The sequence below is a fragment of the Mangrovimonas cancribranchiae genome, from assembly GCF_037126245.1.
Classification (GTDB): domain Bacteria; phylum Bacteroidota; class Bacteroidia; order Flavobacteriales; family Flavobacteriaceae; genus Mangrovimonas; species Mangrovimonas cancribranchiae.
In genome coordinates this window covers 1,153,838-1,176,271 of the sequence record NZ_CP136925.1, presented here as the reverse complement: position 1 = coordinate 1,176,271, position 22,434 = coordinate 1,153,838, and the positions used below count along the sequence as shown (strand labels likewise).

Genomic DNA, 22,434 nt, shown 5'->3' with positions numbered 1-22,434 from the left:
TCTTTTAACACACCTATTTTATTTCAAGGAATTATCAATTTTCACAAAAATTTAATATTAAAAATCACTTTTATAATAGTAATACTATTATTTTTGCATTAAAAACATTTAAGATAATGGATAATCTACTTAAAAACTTTAAAATTGAAGTTCCTAAAGGAATTTTTATTAAAGATCCAGAATCATCGAACTTAGGGAAACGCATTATAAAACACAGCATCTTATTAATTAGCGATTTGGGTTTTGAACAGTTTACATTTAAAAAGTTAGGTCAAGCTATTAACTCTAACGAGAGTTCGATTTACAGGTATTTTGAAAGCAAACATCACTTACTTATGTATCTTAACTCTTGGTATTGGGTGTGGATTGAATATCAACTTGTTATAGAAACATTTGCGTTAAAAAATGTAGAAGAAAAATTAAAAAAGTGTGTTCAAATAATAACGCGAACCACAAAAGAAGATGTTAACTTTGAGCATATTAACGAAATAGTTTTAAATAAAATTATTATAAATGAAAGTGCAAAGGCCTATTTAACAAACGATGTTGATAATGAAAATAAAGAAGGGCTTTTCACCCCTTTTAAACGAGTTGTAAAACGTTTTTCAGATATTATATTAGAATATAACAACACCTACAAGTACCCTTTAAGTTTAGCTAACACTGTTATTAATGGCGCTTTAAACCAGTATTTTTTTCAGGAGCACTTTAAAACTATTACCAATTGTAACAAAAAAAATACTGTTACAGAGTTTTATACCAATTTAACACTAAACACCTTAAAATATGACCAATAACCCCTTAACTCCATGGAAACGGTTTCTTGGACTTTTACAGCTTGAAAAGAAAGATATTTTTAGGGTGGCTTATTTTGCTATTTTCGAAGGTATTTTAGCCCTAACGCTACCTTTAGGTATACAAGCCATTATAACCTTATTACAAGGTGGGCAAACGTCAACTTCTTGGATTGTTTTAGTCGTACTTGTTACAGGTGGCGTAATGTTTACTGGGGTTTTAAAGCTTATTCAAATTCGAATTATAGAAAGCATTCAACAACGAATTTTCACAAGAGCTTCTTTTGATTTGGCTTACCGAATTCCTAAAATTAAAATGAGTGAGTTGCGAAATTATTACTTACCCGAATTAGCCAATCGGTTTTTCGATACCTTAAGTATTCAAAAAGGATTATCAAAAATACTTATAGATATTCCATCTGCTGTATTACAAATTGTTTTTGCACTTATTCTCTTATCGTTTTACCATCCTTTTTTTATTGCTTTTGGCTTATTGCTACTAGGCTTAATTTTTGTTGTTTTTAAATATACTGCCAAAAAAGGATTAGATACCAGTTTGGACGAATCTAAATACAAATACAAAATGGCACATTGGCTAGAGGAAGTTGCCCGAACAGTTATTAGCTTTAAATTATCGGGGAAAACCAGTTTAGCCATGAATAAAACTGATGATTTGGCTTACGATTATGTTAATTCTCGTGAAAAGCACTTTAAAATCTTAATTCTTCAATTTAAACAAATGATAGGTTTTAAATCTATCGTTACTGCAGGATTATTATTAGTTGGTGGGTATTTAGTTCTTGAACAACAAATGAATATTGGTCAGTTTGTAGCTGCTGAAATAATTATTTTACTAACTATCAACTCTGTTGAAAAACTTATTTTAAGTTTAGAATCTTTTTACGACGTACTAACTGCCATTGAAAAACTAGGAGAAATAATAGACAAACCTGTTGAAAACCAGTATGGCGAAAAACTATCAAACAACACGCCATTTACTATAGAACTTAAAGGTGCTGGTTATGAAGTAGCCAATCGTAAACAACCCATATTAGAAAATATTTCGTTTACTATTAAACCTACCGATAGGGTTTTAATTCAAGGAGAAAGTGGCTCTGGAAAATCTAGCTTATTACAGCTTATTTCAGGCGTTATTGCTCCTACCGATGGCTATGTTTACATTAATAACCTCTCTATAGAAAGCTTACATATTAATAAATATAGATCGCATTTGGGTATGATTCTTTCAGAAGAATCTCCTTTTGAAGGTACCATTCGGGAAAATGTTACGTTTGGCAACCCTGAAATAACTGATGATGCGATATATGATATTTTTGAAAAAGTAGGCTTAAGCTCCTTTTTAAAGCGTCAATCAAAAGGTTTAAACACCTTATTAAAGCCAGAAGGCCAACAAATACCCTACTTTATTTCTGGCAAATTACTGCTAGCAAGAGCGATATTAAAACAACCTAAAGTACTCATTTTAGAAGAGCCATTAAAGCAATTTAATATTGAGGAATCTCAAAAAATATTCGAATATCTATGCGATCCTTCAAACCCTTGGAGTGTTGTGGTGGTTAGTAATTTAAATGTTTGGAAACGCATGTGTAATAAACACATTACCTTAGAAGAAGGTCGTGTTATTAAGTCGTAAATACTATGCTAAATATATCTAATAATAATGTTTCAAAATATCTTGATTTAAAACAATTTAAATCAGGGCGAGCAACCCTACATACTAATCATCATAAATTATTTAAACGTGTCTTACTAATTAGTTCCATATTGGTTATTATCATTTTATTTTTACCATGGACACAAAACGTTACAAGTAAAGGTTTAGTTACTACATTAAAGCCAGATCAACGTCCACAAACATTACAATCTCCAATTCCTGGAAGAATTGATGCCTGGTTTGTGCAAGAAGGTGATTTTGTAAAACAAGGCGATACAATATTGAAAATTTCAGAAATAAAAAGTGATTATTTTGACGATCAACTTACCAAACGTACAGGCGATCAAATAAAAGCAAAATCTGCTTCTGTACAGGCCTACCAATCCAAGGTTGAAGCTCTAAAAAATCAATATGCTTCATTACAACAAGAACGTCAATTAAAACTAGAGCAAGCAAGAAACAAATACTTACAATCTCAGTTAAAAGTAGAATCTGACAGTATTGATTTGGAAGCCGCAAAAACAAAAGCTGCCATTGCCAAAACACAATTTGAACGTACTGTCTCGCTTCAAGAGCAAGGTTTAAAAGCTGTTAAAGATGTTGAAGAGTACAGAAACAAACTTCAAGAGGCAGAAGCCAAACTCATATCGCAAGAAAACAAATGGTTATCAGCTAAAAATGAAGTAATAAACTCTAACTTAAATATTTCAACCATAAAAGCAACGTATGGCGACAAATTATCTAAAGCACAAAGCGATTTATACACCGCACAATCTAGCGCCTTAGATACCGAAGCACAAGTATCTAAATTAGAAAATAGTTTAGCTAATTACGTAAAGCGTAATAGTTTACAATACATTACAGCACCACAAGATGGCTATATAAATAAAGCTATAAAATCAGGTATTGGTGAAACCTTTAAAGAAGGTGAGCCTTTAGTAGGTATTATGCCTTCTAACTATGAGTTGGCTGTTGAAATGTGGGTAAGACCTATTGATTTACCTTTACTACATATAGGAGAACACGTTCAAGTAGAATTTGAAGGTTGGCCAGCTATTGTATTTAGTGGTTGGCCTAATGTGTCTTATGGAACTTATGGCGCCGAAATTGTTGCTATTGAAAATTTTGCTAGCAATAATGGCATGTATCGTGTTCTTATTACAAGAGATCCCGATTACGAAGCATGGCCTGAGGCCTTACGAGTAGGCTCTGGAGCAAAAACTATTGCGCTTTTAGAAGATGTCCCTATTTGGTTTGAATTATGGAGGCAAATTAATAGCTTCCCTCCTAACTTTTATACGCCAAAAAAGCCACATACTTCAAAGAAAAAAAACACTAAAAAACAATAGTCGTATTTAATTTTAAGACATGACTTTAAAAAATAAACTGACAATCAAATTCTTCACGATTAAACTACTTGTATGTTTGTTACTGCCTATTTTTAGCATTCAAGCGCAAACAACAACTGATAGTATTTTTACTTTAGAAGAATATTTAGGTTATGTTAAACAATACCACCCTATTGTAAAACAGGCACAATTAATAGCTACTGAAGGTGAAATAAAATTATTAAAATCGCGTGGAGCTTTCGACCCTAAAATAGAAGTTGATTATAACAAAAAGGCGTTTAAAGGAACCGAATATTACGATAAGCTAAATGCTGCTTTTAAAATTCCAACTTGGTACGGTATTGAACTTAAGGCTAATTACGAGGATAACGAAGGCTATTATTTAAACCCGGAATCTAATGTGCCTCAAGATGGCTTATACAGCGCAGGTGTTTCTGTGTCGCTTGCAAAAGGCCTTTTAGCCAATAAACGCATGACAACTTTAAAGCAAGCCAAGTTATACAAAAATATTAGCCTTAACAAGCAAAGTATTGCTGTTAACGAAGTTCTTTATAATGCTGTTGAAGCTTATTTTAATTGGTTAAAACATTATCAAGAATACCACGTTTATATCGACTACCAAAAAAACGCTAACATACGCTTAAATAATGTTATTGCTAGCTTTGAAGCAGGCGATAAACCAGCGGTAGACACTCTAGAAGCGAGTATAAACTTAAAAAACAGAGCTTTAGACAAAGAAAAGTCGCGAGTTAAATACATTAAGTCGCAATTAGAACTTTCTAATTTTTTATGGTTAAAAGATAACACACCTATTGAACTTGATTACAGCTTGATTCCAGATACAAACTCACCATTAATAGTAGATAGCATACTAAATAGTAGTATTTTAGAAGTAAATAATGATATTTTAGAGAATCACCCAAAAATTCAATCTCTAGCTTTAAAAAAGGAACAATTGGTATTAGAAAAGCGCCTAAAAACGAACAACCTATTACCCAAAATAGACTTACAATATAATTTTCTTACTAGTGATTACGACAATCTAAATTCATTAAATACTCATAACTATAAAACAGGGCTAAACATTAGTATGCCCATATTTTTACGTAAAGAACGTGCCGATTTAAAATTAGCAAAACTACAATTACAAGATATCGATTTTAGTCTATCGGAAAGCAAAGTAAGTTTACGTAATAAAATTAATGCCATACAACAAGAAATTGCATCGTACAATACACAACAGCAAATTGCCAAAAACTTAGTAAGTGATTATAAAAAACTTATGGTAGCCGAAGAAAAAAAATTTGAATTAGGAGAAGGCTCTTTGTTTCTTATAAATTACCGTGAAGCAAAACTTATTGAAGCTGAATTAAAATATATTACCATCTCTAACAAAGTTCTCTCCACGAAGGCTAAATTGGCACAAATTTTAAACACCTTAGATAAATAAATTATTAACTTGTATTAATTACCCAATTAGATATTACCTTCTAAAAAACCATCAACAAATTTATTTTCTAATGAGGAATACTCTTCTTTTAATCCTGTTTTAGTCTTTTGAAAATAATGATTAGCCTTATCTAAGGTTATAAATTTATAAGGTGTTCCCGATTTAAGAAGTGCATTTTCCATTCTATCTTTATTTTGATGAATAGGAACTTGAAAATCCAAACCGCCAAAGAGACTCAATACTGCGACTTTTAATTTTTCTAAATCTTTGGAAGGATTATAATATAAATAAGAGGTTAATGACGGTAACGCATAAATTATTTTAAATTCATTGGCTTTACTTCTAGCATTTTGCTGTATTTGTAGTGAGTCCACTACGCTTTCTGAACTCATTTTATATAAAATAGATTCGGTTGTTTTTCTAAATAGATTGTATGCTTCGTCTATATTCTTATCGTCTTCAATGGCTCTCATTAATCTGTTGTGTGCAGATACATTTGCTTCTATTAATGATTTGGAAATATCACTCTGCGTATATTCTTGCCTGACTTGATACAAAACCACCTCTATCAAAGGTACTGCTGGGGCAGCCATTAAAACTAGCTTTTTATGCTATAACTTAAAAATGTGTCTAAGGTTTATTTTTTTGAAGTAATTCAAGAAAATCAGTCTTACTTATTTTACCTTCCATAGATACTAATAACTCACCTTTTGAATCTAATATAACAATGGTTGGTGTCGCAATCACCTTAAATCGTTTTACTAGAGATTGCGAATCTGGATTGTCTACATCTACTAGTACTGCATCAAAATATTCATTTATAGTCCGTTCTACCCTTTTATCTGTAAAAACTTCACGTTTCATTATTCTACAAGGTGAACACCATTTTCCTGTAAAGAAAAGAAGGATTGGTTTATTGGAGTTAATTTGGATTGTTTCATCCATACTCGTATAAGAAATCCATTCGATGTTGTTTTCGGGCGTATAGAATGAATACCAAGCATAGGCCAAGGAAACAACTAAAAAAGTGAGCCAGAAGAATTTCCAAAATGGATGAGATTTCTTTTTTTGGTTCATATTTTTATGATATCCATTGCTATTCATTATTTGATTTTTTAATAATTCTATATATTCTTTTGTTTAAAATCTGGGAAAGATTCCAATTAAGTAATTTAGGATCTGTTGTATTGTAAAAAGCAATTACAACCGTATCTATATTCTCATAATATTTAGCAAAACCCTGGTAACCAGGCACCCAGCCATCATGTTCAAATTTATAAATAGAGGCGTATATTTCTTTTTCATCATTTTTAAAGACAGTACCATCATTTAATGCTCTGATGAATTTACCTACGTCTTCTGCTGTAGCATGCATTCCATAATCGTTTGTTTTTAAATCGTGAGGATAACCTACATGATAACCACCCATTACATTTTCAGTATTTACATTACTAACTGAACTATATGTATTATTTAGATGTAAAGGGTTTAGAATTTCTTTTTGGATAAATTGAAAATTGGGATACCCTAAAGTATTGTCCATTATTTTATTGATTAGCAAATAGTTGGTGTTACAATATTCATATTTTTTACCTGGTTTAAAATTGGCAGGTTCACCTTCTATTAATGCTAAACTTTCTTCGAAAGACTTTGTTGGATTTGCCCAAAAGTTAGGAGCATCTGTAAAATTTGGAATGCCACTTCTGTGTTGAATCATCAACCTTAAAGTAATTGTTTCTGCATTTTCTATTTTCCCAATAAGTTCTGGTAGATATTCGGCTAATGACTTATCTAAAGATAATTGACCAGAGCTCACCAATTTAGTTACAGCAACAGCGTCGTATAATTTACTAATACTAGCTATTTTAAACAAGGCATCTGGATTTGTTGGTATTTTATTTTCTCTGTTCATAAATCCTCCAGCATATGTTACAGGTTGCTCTCCTGCTTGGTCAACATATACTATCATTCCCTCAAACCCATGATTAACAGCTTCGCTTATTTGCTCGTCTATAGATTTAGGAAGTGGTAGTATCCATGCTTTTACTAAAATCCATGGCACAAAACATAACGAGGCTAAAGAACCTGCGATTAGTAATATTCTAAACATATTTTTTATTTTATTTTTTTTCATTATTAAAAAAGGTTTTTGGTATTCATTTAACCTGGGTAATTGAAAAATAGTTCGATAAGAACACTCAGGACAACACTGACTAAAGTTGATAAAATTGACATACGATTTAAATTAAATGGATTTAAAAATGCTAGCCATAGACATAATAAAGCACAAATCGAAAAGATTATTGTTCCGTACAATGGCATATTGCTATTCAAAAACCCTATTTGATTAAAAATAGGATCCAGCAAAGCGGTACATCCAAAAACTGCTAAGGCAAAATTCGTATTTTTATGTCCTATAAATAGGTAATAACTTGCCGTTAAAAGTTCTACGCTTATTACCATAGGGCCAAATTGATTATAGTATTCCCTTTTAAAATAGTTTTCAAATCCTTGTGGAAATTCAATCTTCACAAAAAATGCAATGCTTAATAAAACTCCAATTAAAGATAGTATTAATGCCATAATTTTTCTATTCATTATTTTAATTTTTAATGGTTGTCTTTTAACAAAAATTGTTAGTTAAATGTGATAAAGATCATAAGAAATTATTGTAACCACACATCGATTTCTTTATTAACTTCTTCGCCAGTGTCTTTTAAATTTCCATAAGCATCTACAATCCAATCAAATTGGTATGATGCCAAATTAATAACATTTCTAAACGGAGGTAGCGACGTATACTCATCAATGGCTTTATAATAATCCGCCATAGGAGTTGCCAACTTCTTTAGCGAATCTTGAGGGATGAACGCATAAGCCAAGAATAAGGTTCTATCGTATTGAGTAGAAAGGTAATTTTCCTGACTATTTAAATACTCATTATAGCTTTTTTCATTCTGAGCAATTTCACCAACCAAACGATGATATCTTGTTAGCAAAGAATCTAACCTCGTGTTATTGATTTTACCATAATGATTTGAATTTTTAAGGGCTTCATAACCATCTGAATTAGAAACAAAATAATAGTCAAAAAATGCCGTGGAGCCACCTAACATAATAAACATACGTTCCTTTTCTTTGTCATTTAAAATCGCTCTCCTCGCTTTTTTGCATAGTTCACCAACAGAAGATCTAAACCCCTCTAAAGAATCAAGAACAATTCTATCTTCTTTGGTATGTGATTTAATTTTTACTAAATATTCTCTCAACTCTTCATTTTCTTTCTTCGATTGTGCTAAGCCATTTATTTGTACCGCAATTAAAATACCTATAACTACTAAAAATATTTCACCAGCGGCATATTGTAAATAGCTTTTAAACCTTTTATCTCTTAATTTCTCGCTTCTTTTAGCTCTAAATATTTTCATAGTTATTTAATTTAATTATTCTTAAAAAAGAGTTTAGTCTAAATTAATCATAATATCCTCTTTCGAGTTCATTTTTAATTTGGTTGGTTTTAACTTTAATCCGAATAACGGACGTAACCAAAAAACTCTTCGAATAATAAATTCATATATCAAGTAACATCCTGCAAAGGTCACCAAGGTTATTAACACAAAAGATAGGAAAGCAGGAAAATGAAAAGGCAATATAAATTTGGCTGCCAAATACATTACAATCATATGAATGATATACACAGGATATGCTGCTGTACTTAAATACGATAACAACCTACTTGGTTTATTTAAATAACGATAGCAGAATCCGAAGATGCTAAAAATCCAGCTATTCATTTCAATTACTGTAATATACGGTAATCCTTCTGTAGCAAACATTTTAAATCGAATAATGTAGAGCACTACAGCTAAAAACAAATAGCCCCATTTCCATTTTGCAATGGTTTTCCAGAATACTTTACCGGAATTCATGAATAAAAACCCTAGTAAAAAGGCAAACAACCCTAACATAAACCCATGTAAAGTTTCTGCATACATTGAAAAAGGTTTTGGTTGTAACCATACTACTTCTGCAATGAAAAGAATGTTTACCGACAATAAACCTATTGGGTTTTTAATCAACTTATTGAATACCGCTATTAGTCTTGATGCCTTGTTGTTTTTTACAGCATAAAACACAGGTAAACAAATAAGCACATACACAAATATGTTTCCTAAAAACCATAAGTGCCCCATATGAGGATAATAACTTAAGCCCATGTTATAATAGTCCTGAAAAACAAACATGTGCAGCGGTGTAATAGCTAGAAACCCGAATAGAAACGGCACCAAAATTCTTCTTGCACGTTCTTTTATTAAGGCTAAACTACTTCTTTTTCTCATTGCAAAATACACGCCCATTCCAGACACATAAAATAGAATGGGAATACGCCAAACGTTCAACATCGTCATGGGTTGCCATAATGCTGTAGACATTTCATCACTTCTTATGAACGCAATAAACATGGCCCAAGGTTGAAATATAATAGCTATATGATACATTAATAATAAGGCAATAGCAATGACTCTTAACCAATCTATGTCGTGACGTCTTTCGGTTTTCATGATGTTGATGTATTATTGTGTTTTTTTGTGTACAGATGATTTATTATGCGTTAATGCTGAAATTGATGATTTTACAAGAATTTATAAACATACTTTTTATTGAAGCATCATTGCTACCACAGGTCTTGCTTTTTCAACTTCAGCAAGATCTAAAGTGAATCCCATTGGTTGTAATTGTTGGGTAAGCATTTCGTAAATAGGTTTCATTTGTGCAAAATCACCCAAAACCGTTTCTCTAGGTGTTGCACCGAAGTTGTTCTTTAAAGTTTTGTTTGCTCCTGCTTCCAGTAATGTTTTCACCATTTCTACTCTTCCAAAAAACGCTGCTGTATGCAAAGCAGAAGAACCATCGTTGTTTTGAATGGATAAATCAGCTCCTGCTTTTACTAAAACTTCAACCATTTTAGGTCTGTTAAAAGTAACGGCCGTTATTAAAGGTGAAGAACCGCTCATGGCTTCAATTTTGTTGATGTCCTCCTTTGCCTTTGCATGCTGTTTTACAACCTCTAAATTATTACTGATGATAGCTTCGTGGATATCCTTATTTGGTTTTACCACTTCAGATACTTCTAAGTTTGTCTGGTTTGATTTTGATTCTTTTTGTTTGGCACATGACATTATTGTAATTGCAGTCGCAATAAATAATACCATTAATTTTGATTGAATTTTGAATGAATTTCTCATGATTTTAAATTTTGATTTTTATGATTTTGTTTTGATGATACAAAGATGAAAACAAGGGTGATGCAAGCGTAAACACTTATGAATTAAACTCTATGAAGTTTTCAGCAGAACTATAACTTATGACGCAACCCTATAAATTATGACGCAAAGTCTGCTGAAAGTCAAAAAATAATTCAATCTAAAGACTATCTTAAATTTTTAATTATCTTCGTTGGAGAGATTCAAGAAATGACACCAAATAATCCTCATAATTCCTTTTTATCTGAAGCTAAATCTTTGGTTTTAGATCAGATTTCCAATGAACAATTTGGGGTTTCAGAATTGGCAGAAGCTATGCACATGAGCCGTTCTAATCTCCTCAGAAAAATTAAAAAGCATACCGGTTTATCTGCGAGTCGATTTATTAGAGAAATTCGATTGCAAAAAGCAGCCGAATTACTATTAAAAACAGACATGACCGCTTCTGAAGTCTCATTCGAAGTTGGATTTGGCAATCCTTCCTATTTTACCAAATGTTACCGAGAATACTTTGGCTATCCGCCTGGAGAGACCAAAAGTAGAGCATCTGACATAAGTGACACCACCGGTAATGACAATACAGATCATACTGAATCTAAAACTAGATATAAAATTTATATCGCTGTTGCTGCAGTTGCCCTCATTGCCACACTCGCTTTTTTTAGAAATGAACTTTTTTCTACATCCTCGGCAGAGACCTTGGAGAAATCGGTAGCCTTTCTCCCTTTTAAAAATCTAAGTGAAGACCCTAATAACCTCTATTTCATTAACGGTATTATGGAGGCTTCGCTAACTAATCTTCAAAAAATTGAAGATGTAAGAGTTATTAGTAGAACATCAACTGAAAAATACAGAAATCAATCTGCTACAGTTACTCAAATTGGGGAAGAACTAAAAGTAAGTTATTTGGTTGAAGGTAGTGGTCAGAAAATTGATAATGCTGTTCTACTTAATATTCAACTTATTGATGTTGCCAACGATAAACCCATTTGGTCAGAACAATATCAATATGAACTCAAAGACGTATTTACCCTTCAAAATACAGTAGCTAAAAAAATTGCACTAGCCATTGAAGCCAATATTACTCCTGATGAATTAAAAATTATTAACAAAAAACCTACAGATAATCTACTGGCCTATGATTATTATTTGAAAGGACTGGAAGCACAGCAAAAAAAAACGGCAGAAAGTTTGCTAAAAGCTATAGATTACTTCAATCAGGCAATTGCAGAAGACCAAGAGTATGCTAATGCCTATGCCCAAATTGCTATTTCTTATTTTTTTCTGGAAATGTACAAACCAGAAAAAGAGTTTTTAGAACAGCTTAATGAAAATGCGGATAAGGCCTTGCTCTATGATTCTACTTCTGAGTTGTCTTTGATAGCCAAAGCAGTTTACTACATTGGTATTCGTGAATATCGTCTAGCTATTCCTCATTTGGAAAAAGCCTTAGACTACAACCCCAATGCTTCAATAGCTGTTTTAATTTTATCAGACTTGTATGCACGAGCCATGCCCAATACTTCAAAATATCTTTCCTATGCCTTAAAGGGAATGCAATTGGAAGTGAACGCAAATGATTCAATTTCACAAAGCTATTTGTACCTTCATCTGAGCAACGCTTTAGTGCAAACGGGTTTTGCCAAAGAGGCAGTACAATACATCAACCGATCGTTAGACTTTAATCCTAATAATGAGCATTCGCCTTATTTGAAAAGGTTTATTGAGTACGCGAATGATAAAAATATGGAACATCTCATTACTCGTTTAGAAGCTGAATGGAAAAAAGATACCTCTCGAGTTGATATTACTCAAGAATTAGGAAAGCTCTATTATTTTCAGGAAAATTATGAACAGGCTTATTTTTATTATCATAGATATAAAGAATTACAACTCGATAAAGTAGATTTGTATCCTCAGGAGAACTTAAAGATCGGTCTGGTATTTAAAGAAATGGGGTATGACAAAAAAGCCTCTGAATATTTTGAAGCCTATGATGCTTATTGCAAAGCAGACGAATCTATTTATCAACCTGCAAGTTTGGCCATGCAACTCATTTATCAAGGCAATTATGATGGAGCGATAGCCAAATTAAATGAATTTAGTCAAGAGTCTAATTTTCAATATTGGATGGTTTTATTTTTAGAAAAAGATCCTTTACTCAAAAGGTTGAAATCTCATCCTGAATATGACGTCACCATATCTAAGATAAAACAACAGTTTTGGAACCAACATCATGAGCTAAGAATTACATTAGAGAAAAACAATTTGATCTAGTTTGAAACTGCATAATTTTTACAAGGCAAACTTTAGGTACAGAGACAAGTTGTAAAAGCTAGTTAATAGATAATGGGAAGATGTACCGAAGGAAACTGAAGGCTCATTAATTCTTGCCACGCATTAATAATTTCATTTGTAACCACCACAAAAATATTCTTTTCTAATATTGCTAATTATTTTGATTAATAAAAACACTGCTATGGAATTCTGATTGATTAAACGTAAAGTTTATTTAAACAAATTCAGAAACAATATAAAAACTGACTTTAGTTAAAACTTACAAAACTGTTTTTAATCCTACTTCCCGATACAAAAGTTAGCAAAAATATTCCCAAGTAACTCATCATTAGTTACTTGGCCTGTTATTTCACCTAGGTGATATAGTGCTTGCCTAATATCAATTGCCATTAAATCGCCAGACAACCCTTCATCAATACCTTCGCTCACTTTTTTAATCTCTTCTAAAGCTTTTAATAGCGCATCATAATGTCGCGTATTCGTAATGATAGTTTCGTTATTTCGTAAGGCTCCTTGGTTAATTAAATCTAATAAGCTATCTGTTAAGCTTTCAACTCCAAATCCTGTTTTAGCAGAAAGTAAATGTACGTTTTCAATCTCATTTTGAAGTTTTGCTAATTGAGTGTCGTCTAACGTATCTATTTTATTGGCTATAACCAACAGAGGCTTCTGTGGATATTTATTCTTTATTTTTTCAATCTCTAACTTGACTTGTTCTAAATTTGAAATACTATTTGAGCTATCAAATAAATATACCGTTACTTGCGATTGTTCTATTTTTTCGAACGTCTTTTTTATACCAATACTTTCAACTTTATCTTCAGTTTCCCGTATTCCTGCGGTATCAATAAAACGAAACCCAATTCCTCCTATAGATATTTCATCTTCAATAGTATCTCTTGTGGTTCCTGCAATATCGCTTACAATGGCACGCTCTTCGTTTAGTAGCGCGTTTAATAACGTTGATTTACCTACATTAGGCTCACCAACAATGGCCACAGGAATACCATTTTTAATAACGTTTCCTACAGCAAACGAATCGATTAACCGTTTTAACACAAAACTTATACGGTCTACAAGTGCTTTAAATTGTGTTCTATCGGCAAACTCGACATCTTCTTCTGCAAAATCTAGTTCCAATTCTATTAACGAGGCAAAATTTAGCAACTCTTCTCGCAGTTTAGCAATTTCACTTGAAAATCCACCACGCATTTGTTGCATAGCAATTTTGTGTGATGCTTCGTTATCGCTACTAATTAAATCAGCTACTGCTTCTGCTTGACTTAAATCTAACTTTCCATTTAAAAAGGCGCGTAAAGTAAATTCTCCTGCATCGGCCATTCTACATCCATTACGTAAAAATAATTGCAAAATTTCCTGCTGTATGTATGGCGAACCATGGCAACTAATTTCTACAACATCCTCACCTGTATAAGATTGTGGATTTTTAAATACTGAAACTAAAACTTCATCTAGCTCTTTTTTACCATCAACAATATGCCCTAAATGTATGGTATGGGTTTTTTGTTGAGTTAATTTCTTTCCATGTATCGATTTAAAAAGTTTCGAACTTATTGTTATAGCATCCTTTCCTGAGACTCTTAAAACAGCAATAGCACCTGCTCCAGAAGGTGTGGCTAATGCAATTATTGTATCGTTATTTACCATACAACAAAAGTACTAAATTACACAAATAAAACATTGCATATCTCTTAACAGATATAGTATTATTAATCTATTATATTTGCAGCAATAACGATAAAACGCAAAAATTAATATGTTGAAAAAAATCTTTTACATTAGTATTCTAACTTTAACCGTAGTGGCATGCAAAAAGGAACCAAAGGTTGAAGGATTTCTTATTAATGGAACCATAGACGCTTCTGAAAACGGAAAAAAAATCTCACTTTATAAGGCCGATCGTAGTAACCAAACTCTATTAGACAGCACGAGAGTTGTTGATGGAAAAATTACATTAGACGGTAAAGTAGATTCGCCAGAAATATATTTAGTTGCTATAGAAGGTAATAACCAAAGGTTACCTATAATAGTTGAAAACACTCAGATGGATTTAACGCTTTATAAAGATAGCTTAATGGCTTCTAAGATTAGCGGTAGTAAAGAAAATGACGTATTTGGGTTACTTCAAGAAAACATGAAGCCTATTCGAGCAAAAAACGCTGAATTAATGCAAGAATATACTGAGGCGAGAAAAAATAACGACTCTACTTTAATGCAAAATATTAGAGAAGATTTCGAAGCTTTTGTTGCTAAAATAAACGACAAAAACTTAGCCATTGTAAAAGAAAATCCAGATTTATTTATAGGCGCTTCTTTTTTAGAAAGCATGATAAAATCTAAAGGTATTAAAGTAGCCGAGGCTAATGAAGTTTTCAATACTTTTACCGATAAAGTTAAGAATAGTTCTATTGGTAAAAAACTTGGCGAAGACATTAAAAACGCTTTAAAAACTGCCGAAGGAAGTATGGCGCCTAACTTTACTGCGCCAAATCCAGAGGGAGAAATGATTACTTTAAACGATATTAAAGGAAAAGTGACTATTATAGATTTTTGGGCGGCTTGGTGTGGCCCTTGTAGAAAAGAAAATCCTAATGTGGTAAAAGTTTACAATAAATACCACGAAAAAGGATTAGAAATTGTAGGAGTGTCGTTAGACGGTACACCTAGACAAAAAGATGCCAAAGCAGCATGGATTGAAGCTATTGAAAAAGACGGTTTAACTTGGCATCAAGTTTCCAACTTACAATACTTTAACGGACCAGTTGCTAAGCAATATAACATAAGCTCTATTCCTGCTACATTTATTTTAGATTCTGAGGGTAAAATTGTAGCTAAAAACCTAAGAGGAAAAGCCTTAGAAGATAAAGTAGCTGAGCTACTACAATAAGTAATTACCTTTATAATTAACAAAAAAGCCTTCAATATTCCTGAAGGCTTTTTTTGTTATATCTTATTCATTTTTTTAAGTACAAATAGCAATATAATTGGTAAGGCTAACAATACAATCATAATTAAATTGGTTTTAAATAACCATGGTGCTAACAGCAATGTTATAGCGTACCCACCAATAGCGCCACCAAAATGTGCATCGTGTCCTATATTACCTACTTGATTTTTCATACCGTAAATAGTATACAATAAATAACCAATACCAAAAATGTATGACGGTATTGGTATTGGTATAAAAAACATATACAAATCCATATCGGGACGAAGTAAAATAGCAGAATAAATAATTCCCATAACAGCACCACTTGCACCAACAGCACTATAATGAAATTCATCTTTATGAAAATATAACGACAACAAATTACCTAAAAGTAAGCTTCCTAAATAGATAATGATAAAATTAATGACAGACATGTTATTAATAACCACATCGGCAAAAATGTAAAGTGTAAACATGTTAAAAAACAAGTGTGTCGTATCTACATGTAAAAAGCCACTACTAAACATTCTAAATTGTTCTCCTCGTCTTATTCCACCAATATTAAACTTGTATTTTTCAAAAAAACTATAATCGTTAAATCCTTTGAAAGAAATAATAGCGTTGGCAGCTATTAGTACAAGTGTTACAAAACTTAAATTGCTCATAATTGTAAATATTATCAATCAAATATAGCATATATTTGCATCTGCAAAGCTAAAATTTATTCATGCAATTTCTCGCTTACATTATAATTTATCCGTTTTTATGGCTTATTTCTATCCTTCCCTTTAGAATACTTTACTTTATTTCGGACATCCTTTATATTTTCTTATACAAGATTTTTGGGTACCGAAAGAAAACTGTAAAAGAGAACTTAAAATTAGTATTTCCTAATAAGTCGCAGGTAGAAATTCAATCAATAACTAGTGCTTTTTATCATCATTTATGCGATATGATTTTAGAATCGATAAAATCGATGACTATTTCAGAAGCCGAAATGAACAAGCGATTTAAGTTTACTAATATCGACGTTATAAATACGCTTGGCAAAAAAAACCGAAGTATTGTATTAATGTGTGCCCATTATGCAAGTTGGGAATGGATTTTTATTATGCAAAAGCATGTTAAACACAAAGGCTATGGTATTTATAAAAAACTAGCTAACGACTATTTTGACCGTTTAGTTAAGCGTATAAGAGCGAGATATAACACCCATCTTATTACTACCAAAGAGACTATTCCTACACTTATAAAATCGAAAAAAGATGGTGAATTATCTATTAGTGGTTTTGCTTCAGACCAATCTCCAAAAGCACATAAAGCGTTTCATTGGACAGAATTTATGGGTATAAAAGTTCCTGTGCATACTGGTGCCGAAATGTTAGCCAAAAAGTTAGATATGGCTGTTGTATTTTTTAATGTTGAAAAAGTAAAACGAGGTCATTACCAAGCCACCTTTAAAACCATTACCGAAACACCTAATGAGTATCCAGATTATACTATTACCGATGCGTTTTTAAAGTTAGTTGAAAAACAAATTTACGACGATCCTAGATATTATCTTTGGACACACAAACGCTGGAAACACCGCAATAAAGTGCCCAAAGAATTTCAATAACCTTTTTATTTATTGGCTAAAGCATTAAGCTCTTCTATAAATCTATCTGCTAAATTATTAGCTTCGTCTTGCGATTTAGCTTCGGTATAAATTCTTATAATAGGCTCGGTATTACTTTTTCGTAAATGTACCCAACTATCTGCAAAATCTATTTTTACACCATCTATAGTCGTTGGATGTTCTTTACTGTATTTTTCTTCAATAGTTTTTAAAAGAGCATCTACATTTAAGTCTGGTGTTAACTGAATTTTCTTTTTGCTCATAAAGTAGTTTGGATACGATGCTTTAAGTTTACTGACCGCTATTTTTTTCTCGGCTAATAAACTTAAAAATAACGCAATCCCAACCAAAGCATCGCGACCATAATGCAATTCAGGTAAAATAATACCACCGTTTCCTTCACCACCTATTATAGCGTTGTTTTTCTTCATCATAGTCACCACATTTACCTCACCTACAGCACTAGCTTCGTATGTTCCTCCATGCGTTTCGGTAATATCTCGCAAGGCACGCGTAGAGCTCATATTGCTAACCGTATTACCAGGCGTTTTACTTAACACATAATCGGCGCAAGCTACTAGAGTATATTCTTCACCAAACATCTCGCCGTTTTCGTCCATAAATGCTAAACGATCTACATCTGGATCGACGACTATTCCAAAATCGGCATGTTCTTTTACAACAGCTTCTGATAAATCGGTTAAATGTTCTTTTAGCGGTTCTGGGTTATGTGGAAAATGCCCTGTTGGTTCGCAGTATAGCTTAACATAATCCACATTAAGCGCATCTAAAAGTAATGGAATGGCAATTCCTCCTGTAGAATTCACCGCATCTATAACCACTTTTAAGTTAGCTTTTTTTATAGCGGCAACATCTACAAGATCAAGTTTTAAAATTTCTTCTATATGTAAATCGAAATAGGCTTGATTTTTTGTAATAACGCCTAAATCATTAACTTCAGCAAAAGCAATATCATTAGAATTTGCTATTTCTAGTATTTTCTTACCTTCTTCGGCATTTAAAAACTCGCCTTTAGCATTTAATAACTTTAAAGCATTCCACTGCTTGGGGTTGTGGCTTGCCGTTAAAATAATACCACCATCGGCATGTTCCATAGGTACAGCCATTTCAACTGTTGGTGTTGTAGATAAATCCAAATCAATAACATGAATTCCCATACCTACTAAGGTTTGCATAACCAAACTTTGAACCATATGGCCAGACAACCTCGCATCTCGCCCTACAACCACCCTATAATCCTCTTTTTTTCGTTGTTGTTTTACCCAAGTACCATAGGCTGCTGCAAACGTTACGGCATCAATTGGTGTAAGGTTATCCCCTACTTTCCCGCCTATGGTTCCTCGTATTCCTGAAATTGATTTTATAAGTGTCATAAGTATTCTATTTTCCAACAAATATAATAGGAAATAACTGTAATTCTTTATTATGAATTTGTAAATTAGAAAAATGAATTTCCTAGCACATATTTATCTTTCTGGAGATAACGAATTAGTTACTATAGGCAACTTTATAGCCGATGGTATTCGCGGTAAAAAATATAAAGAACACCCTAAAGAAGTACAGATAGGTATTTTACTTCACAGAGAAATAGACACCTTTACCGATGCGCATCCTATTGTAAGGCAAAGCACCAAAAGATTGCATAAAAACTACAGTCATTATAGCGGTGTTATTGTTGATATTTTATACGATCATTTTTTAGCAAAAAACTGGAGTAATTACTGTGAAACGCCATTATCTATTTATGTTGAAAACTTTTATAATTCACTTGAAAAACATGTTGATTTACTTCCGGTAAAAACCCAACGTATGATGCCGTATATGATTTCTGATAATTGGCTATTAAACTACGCCAACATTGAAGGCATTCAAAAAGTACTAGATGGCATGAATAGACGTACCAATAATATCTCTGGTATGGATAAGGCCACTAACGAGCTAAAAGAATACTACAGAGAATTTGAAAAAGAATTCACAGCTTTTTTTAAAGAACTTATGGCTTTTACAGCAATTAAGCGTCAGGATATTGAAAAACGTATTAACTCATAATGACACGTAATTATTAATACCAATTAATATCCTTTATCAAATTGTATCTGCCTTCATTTTTCATCTCAAATTAAGTACATTTGCAACTTTGCGGTTTTATGAGTCAGTTTGAAGAACATATTGAAGTTAAGGGTGCTAGAGTCCATAACTTAAAAAATATAGATGTTACGATCCCTCGTGACAAATTAGTGGTTATAACAGGATTATCAGGGTCTGGAAAATCCTCTCTAGCTTTTGATACTATTTATGCCGAAGGACAACGTCGTTATATTGAAACATTTTCGGCTTATGCCAGACAATTTCTAGGTGGATTAGAACGTCCCGATGTAGATAAAATTGACGGCCTTTCTCCTGTAATTGCTATAGAACAAAAAACCACCAGTAAGTCGCCAAGGTCTACCGTAGGTACCATTACCGAAATTTACGATTTTTTAAGACTCCTATTTGCGCGTGCTAGCGATGCTTACAGTTATAATACTGGCGAAAAAATGGTTAGCTATAACGACGAGCAAATCAAGCAACTTATTATAGAAAGTTATCACGGAAAACGCATTAACATTTTAGCTCCCGTTATTCGCTCTAGAAAAGGACACTACCGCGAATTATTCGAACAAATTGCAAAACAAGGTTTTGTAAAAGTTAGAGCAGATGGAGAAATTCGCGACCTTGTAAAAGGGATGAAACTAGATCGTTATAAAACACATGACATTGAAATTGTTATTGATAGACTTAAAATTGATGATCATGCAGATAACGATAAACGCCTAACCGAAACCATAAATACTGCCATGTATCATGGCGATGATGTGCTTATGGTTATAGATCATGATACACAAGAAACGCGATATTTTAGTAGAAATTTAATGTGTCCAAGTTCCGGTATTTCATATCCAAATCCAGAACCAAATAATTTCTCGTTTAATTCGCCTAAAGGAGCTTGCCCAAAATGTAATGGCATAGGAACACTATATGAGGTTAACGAAACTAAAATTATCCCAGATGACTCAAAATCTATTGCCGCTGGCGCTTTAGCACCACATGGTTCAGAAAAAAAGAGCTGGATTTTTAAACAATTAGAAATTATTGCGCAACGCTATAAGTTTTCGCTAAACGATCCTTACAAAGATATTCCTAAAGAAGCCCAACATGTTATTTTATATGGCGGCAACGATCAATTTTCTGTTGAAAGTAAAACTCTAGGCGTAACTAGAGATTATAAAATAGATTTTGAAGGGGTTGCTAATTTTATCGAAAGTCAATATAAAAACGCCGACAGTACCTCTTTAAAACGTTGGGCAAAAGAGTACATGGATAAAGTAACTTGCTCAGAATGTAAAGGGTCTAGATTAAGAAAAGAATCGCTTTACTTTAAAGTGAACGATTTAAATATTGCCGAATTGGCAAATAAAGATATTTCCGATTTAACCCAATGGTTTAACAAACTCCCTAAACAACTTTCTGGAGCTCAATTAAAAATTTCAGAAGAAATTATTAAAGAAATCTCTACCAGATTACAGTTTTTAATGGATGTTGGTTTAGATTATCTTTCCCTTAACCGAAGTTCTAAAACACTTTCCGGCGGCGAGGCACAACGTATTCGTTTAGCCACACAAATTGGGTCTCAGCTTGTTGGTGTACTTTATATTTTAGATGAGCCCAGTATTGGATTGCATCAACGGGATAACGAAAAATTAATCAATTCACTTGTATCGCTTCGCGATGTTGGAAATTCAGTCATTGTAGTTGAACACGACAAAGACATGATTGAGCGTGCCGATTATGTAATTGATATTGGCCCAAAAGCTGGAAAACATGGTGGTGAAATTATAAGTATTGGTAATCCAGAGGAATTAAAAAAACATCATACCCTAACGGCAGATTACCTAAACGGCACCAAAGAAATTGAAGTACCAAAAAAGCGACGTAAAGGCAACGGCAAATTTATAACACTTTCTGGCTGTACAGGTAATAATTTAAAGAATGTTACCGTTAAATTTCCATTAGGAAAAATGATTGGTGTAACTGGTGTTTCTGGAAGTGGAAAATCCACCTTAATAAACGAAACCCTCTACCCTATTATGAATGCGCACTACTTTAACGGGGTAAAAAAACCTATGCCATACAAAAAAATAACGGGTCTTGAGCATATCGATAAAGTCATAGACATTAACCAATCTCCTATAGGAAGAACTCCTAGAAGTAACCCAGCAACTTATACTGGCGTATTTAGTGAAATACGAAGTTTATTTGCTAAAATTCCTGAAGCTATGATTCGTGGTTACAAACCCGGTAGATTTAGCTTTAATGTTAAAGGCGGACGATGCGAGACCTGTCAAGGTGGTGGTTTACGAGTAATAGAAATGAATTTTCTTCCAGATGTTTATGTGGATTGCGAAACCTGTCAAGGCAAACGTTTTAATAGAGAAACCCTAGAAATACGCTACAAAGGAAAGTCTATTAGCGATGTTTTAGAAATGACTATAAATGAAGCCGTCGAGTTTTTTGAACACATTCCTAAAATTCATAAAAAAGTTAAAACCATAAAAGATGTAGGCTTAGGGTATATCACGTTAGGACAACAAAGCACAACGCTTTCTGGTGGCGAAGCACAACGTATAAAATTAGCTACCGAGCTTAGTAAACGCGCTACAGGAAACACCTTTTATATTCTAGACGAACCTACAACAGGCCTTCATTTTGAAGATATTCGAGTACTCATGCAAGTGTTAAACAAATTAGCCGATAAAGGAAATACAGTATTAATTATCGAGCATAACCTAGATGTTATTAAAATGATGGATCATATTATCGACATTGGTTATGAAGGCGGAAAATGCGGTGGAAAAATAGTCGCAGAAGGTACTCCAGAAGAAATTATTAAAGACAAAAAAAGTTATACCGCTAAATTCTTAAAAAAAGAACTAACTTAGTCTGTTGCAAAAACCAAAATAAAAATAAGATTATAT

At 32.7% G+C, this 22,434-nt stretch carries 19 protein-coding genes; 9 read left to right on the top strand and 10 right to left on the bottom strand.

Annotated features, from left to right (window positions below):
* Positions 1-116 precede the first annotated feature (116 nt).
* The 4 genes from R3L15_RS05205 (at position 117) to R3L15_RS05190 (ending at position 5,268) form a co-directional block, all read left to right on the top strand.
* Positions 117-797 (top strand): TetR/AcrR family transcriptional regulator, encoded by a 681-nt coding sequence (locus R3L15_RS05205; protein WP_338733660.1) that lies wholly within the window; start codon positions 117-119, stop codon positions 795-797.
* Positions 787-2,448 (top strand): ATP-binding cassette domain-containing protein, encoded by a 1,662-nt coding sequence (locus R3L15_RS05200; protein ID WP_338733659.1) that lies wholly within the window; start codon positions 787-789, stop codon positions 2,446-2,448. The genes R3L15_RS05205 and R3L15_RS05200 overlap by 11 nt, the downstream gene beginning before the upstream one ends.
* Before the next feature lie 5 nt (positions 2,449-2,453).
* On the top strand, positions 2,454-3,818 hold the full coding sequence (locus R3L15_RS05195) for a biotin/lipoyl-binding protein (protein WP_338733658.1): 1,365 nt from the start codon (positions 2,454-2,456) through the stop codon (positions 3,816-3,818).
* 76 nt (positions 3,819-3,894) lie between these two features.
* Entirely contained in the window at positions 3,895-5,268 is a 1,374-nt protein-coding gene (locus R3L15_RS05190; protein ID WP_338733657.1) for a TolC family protein, read from the top strand.
* Between the two features lie 26 nt (positions 5,269-5,294).
* On the opposite strand, the gene R3L15_RS05185 is transcribed toward R3L15_RS05190, so the two are convergent.
* From R3L15_RS05185 to R3L15_RS05155, 7 genes are all read right to left on the bottom strand, one after another.
* Positions 5,295-5,861: a hypothetical protein gene (locus R3L15_RS05185; protein WP_338733655.1), complete on the bottom strand. Its 567-nt coding sequence runs from the start codon at positions 5,859-5,861 to the stop codon at positions 5,295-5,297.
* A gap of 37 nt (positions 5,862-5,898) precedes the next feature.
* Positions 5,899-6,345: a thioredoxin fold domain-containing protein gene (locus tag R3L15_RS05180; RefSeq protein ID WP_338733654.1), complete on the bottom strand. Its 447-nt coding sequence runs from the start codon at positions 6,343-6,345 to the stop codon at positions 5,899-5,901.
* A gap of 19 nt (positions 6,346-6,364) precedes the next feature.
* A complete protein-coding gene (locus tag R3L15_RS05175) occupies positions 6,365-7,402 on the bottom strand; it encodes a serine hydrolase domain-containing protein (protein ID WP_338733652.1) in 1,038 nt (345 codons plus the stop codon).
* Positions 7,403-7,428: 26 nt separating this feature from the next.
* Positions 7,429-7,866, bottom strand: coding sequence for a hypothetical protein (locus R3L15_RS05170; RefSeq protein ID WP_338733651.1), 438 nt, complete (start codon positions 7,864-7,866; stop codon positions 7,429-7,431).
* A gap of 68 nt (positions 7,867-7,934) precedes the next feature.
* Entirely contained in the window at positions 7,935-8,696 is a 762-nt protein-coding gene (locus R3L15_RS05165; RefSeq protein WP_338733650.1) for a DUF6090 family protein, read from the bottom strand.
* A gap of 33 nt (positions 8,697-8,729) precedes the next feature.
* Positions 8,730-9,830: an acyltransferase family protein gene (locus tag R3L15_RS05160; RefSeq protein ID WP_338733649.1), complete on the bottom strand. Its 1,101-nt coding sequence runs from the start codon at positions 9,828-9,830 to the stop codon at positions 8,730-8,732.
* 96 nt (positions 9,831-9,926) lie between these two features.
* Positions 9,927-10,514, bottom strand: a complete 588-nt coding sequence (locus R3L15_RS05155) for an ankyrin repeat domain-containing protein (protein WP_338733648.1) — start codon at positions 10,512-10,514, stop codon at positions 9,927-9,929.
* Between the two features lie 228 nt (positions 10,515-10,742).
* On the opposite strand from R3L15_RS05155, the gene R3L15_RS05150 reads away from it, so the two are divergent.
* Positions 10,743-12,809: a helix-turn-helix domain-containing protein gene (locus R3L15_RS05150; protein WP_338733647.1), complete on the top strand. Its 2,067-nt coding sequence runs from the start codon at positions 10,743-10,745 to the stop codon at positions 12,807-12,809.
* Between the two features lie 300 nt (positions 12,810-13,109).
* On the opposite strand, the gene mnmE is transcribed toward R3L15_RS05150, so the two are convergent.
* A complete protein-coding gene (gene mnmE / locus R3L15_RS05145) occupies positions 13,110-14,498 on the bottom strand; it encodes a tRNA uridine-5-carboxymethylaminomethyl(34) synthesis GTPase MnmE (protein WP_338733645.1) in 1,389 nt (462 codons plus the stop codon).
* Between the two features lie 109 nt (positions 14,499-14,607).
* Between mnmE and R3L15_RS05140 the strand changes: the two genes are divergently transcribed.
* Positions 14,608-15,738 (top strand): TlpA disulfide reductase family protein, encoded by a 1,131-nt coding sequence (locus R3L15_RS05140; RefSeq protein ID WP_338733644.1) that lies wholly within the window; start codon positions 14,608-14,610, stop codon positions 15,736-15,738.
* Between the two features lie 56 nt (positions 15,739-15,794).
* Here the strand turns inward: R3L15_RS05140 and R3L15_RS05135 are convergent, their stop codons facing one another.
* Complete coding sequence (locus R3L15_RS05135; protein ID WP_338733642.1) at positions 15,795-16,445, bottom strand: rhomboid family intramembrane serine protease; 651 nt, start codon at positions 16,443-16,445, stop codon at positions 15,795-15,797.
* A gap of 62 nt (positions 16,446-16,507) precedes the next feature.
* Between R3L15_RS05135 and R3L15_RS05130 the strand changes: the two genes are divergently transcribed.
* Positions 16,508-17,398: a lysophospholipid acyltransferase family protein gene (locus R3L15_RS05130; RefSeq protein WP_338733641.1), complete on the top strand. Its 891-nt coding sequence runs from the start codon at positions 16,508-16,510 to the stop codon at positions 17,396-17,398.
* Positions 17,399-17,403: 5 nt separating this feature from the next.
* Here the strand turns inward: R3L15_RS05130 and glmM are convergent, their stop codons facing one another.
* On the bottom strand, positions 17,404-18,792 hold the full coding sequence (gene glmM / locus R3L15_RS05125) for a phosphoglucosamine mutase (RefSeq protein ID WP_338733640.1): 1,389 nt from the start codon (positions 18,790-18,792) through the stop codon (positions 17,404-17,406).
* Between the two features lie 73 nt (positions 18,793-18,865).
* Between glmM and R3L15_RS05120 the strand changes: the two genes are divergently transcribed.
* Entirely contained in the window at positions 18,866-19,468 is a 603-nt protein-coding gene (locus tag R3L15_RS05120) for an acyl carrier protein phosphodiesterase (RefSeq protein WP_338733639.1), read from the top strand.
* Positions 19,469-19,566: 98 nt separating this feature from the next.
* The gene (gene uvrA, locus R3L15_RS05115; RefSeq protein ID WP_338733638.1) at positions 19,567-22,398 is read left to right on the top strand and encodes an excinuclease ABC subunit UvrA; all 2,832 of its coding nucleotides are present in this window, start codon (positions 19,567-19,569) and stop codon (positions 22,396-22,398) included.
* Positions 22,399-22,434 lie beyond the last annotated feature (36 nt).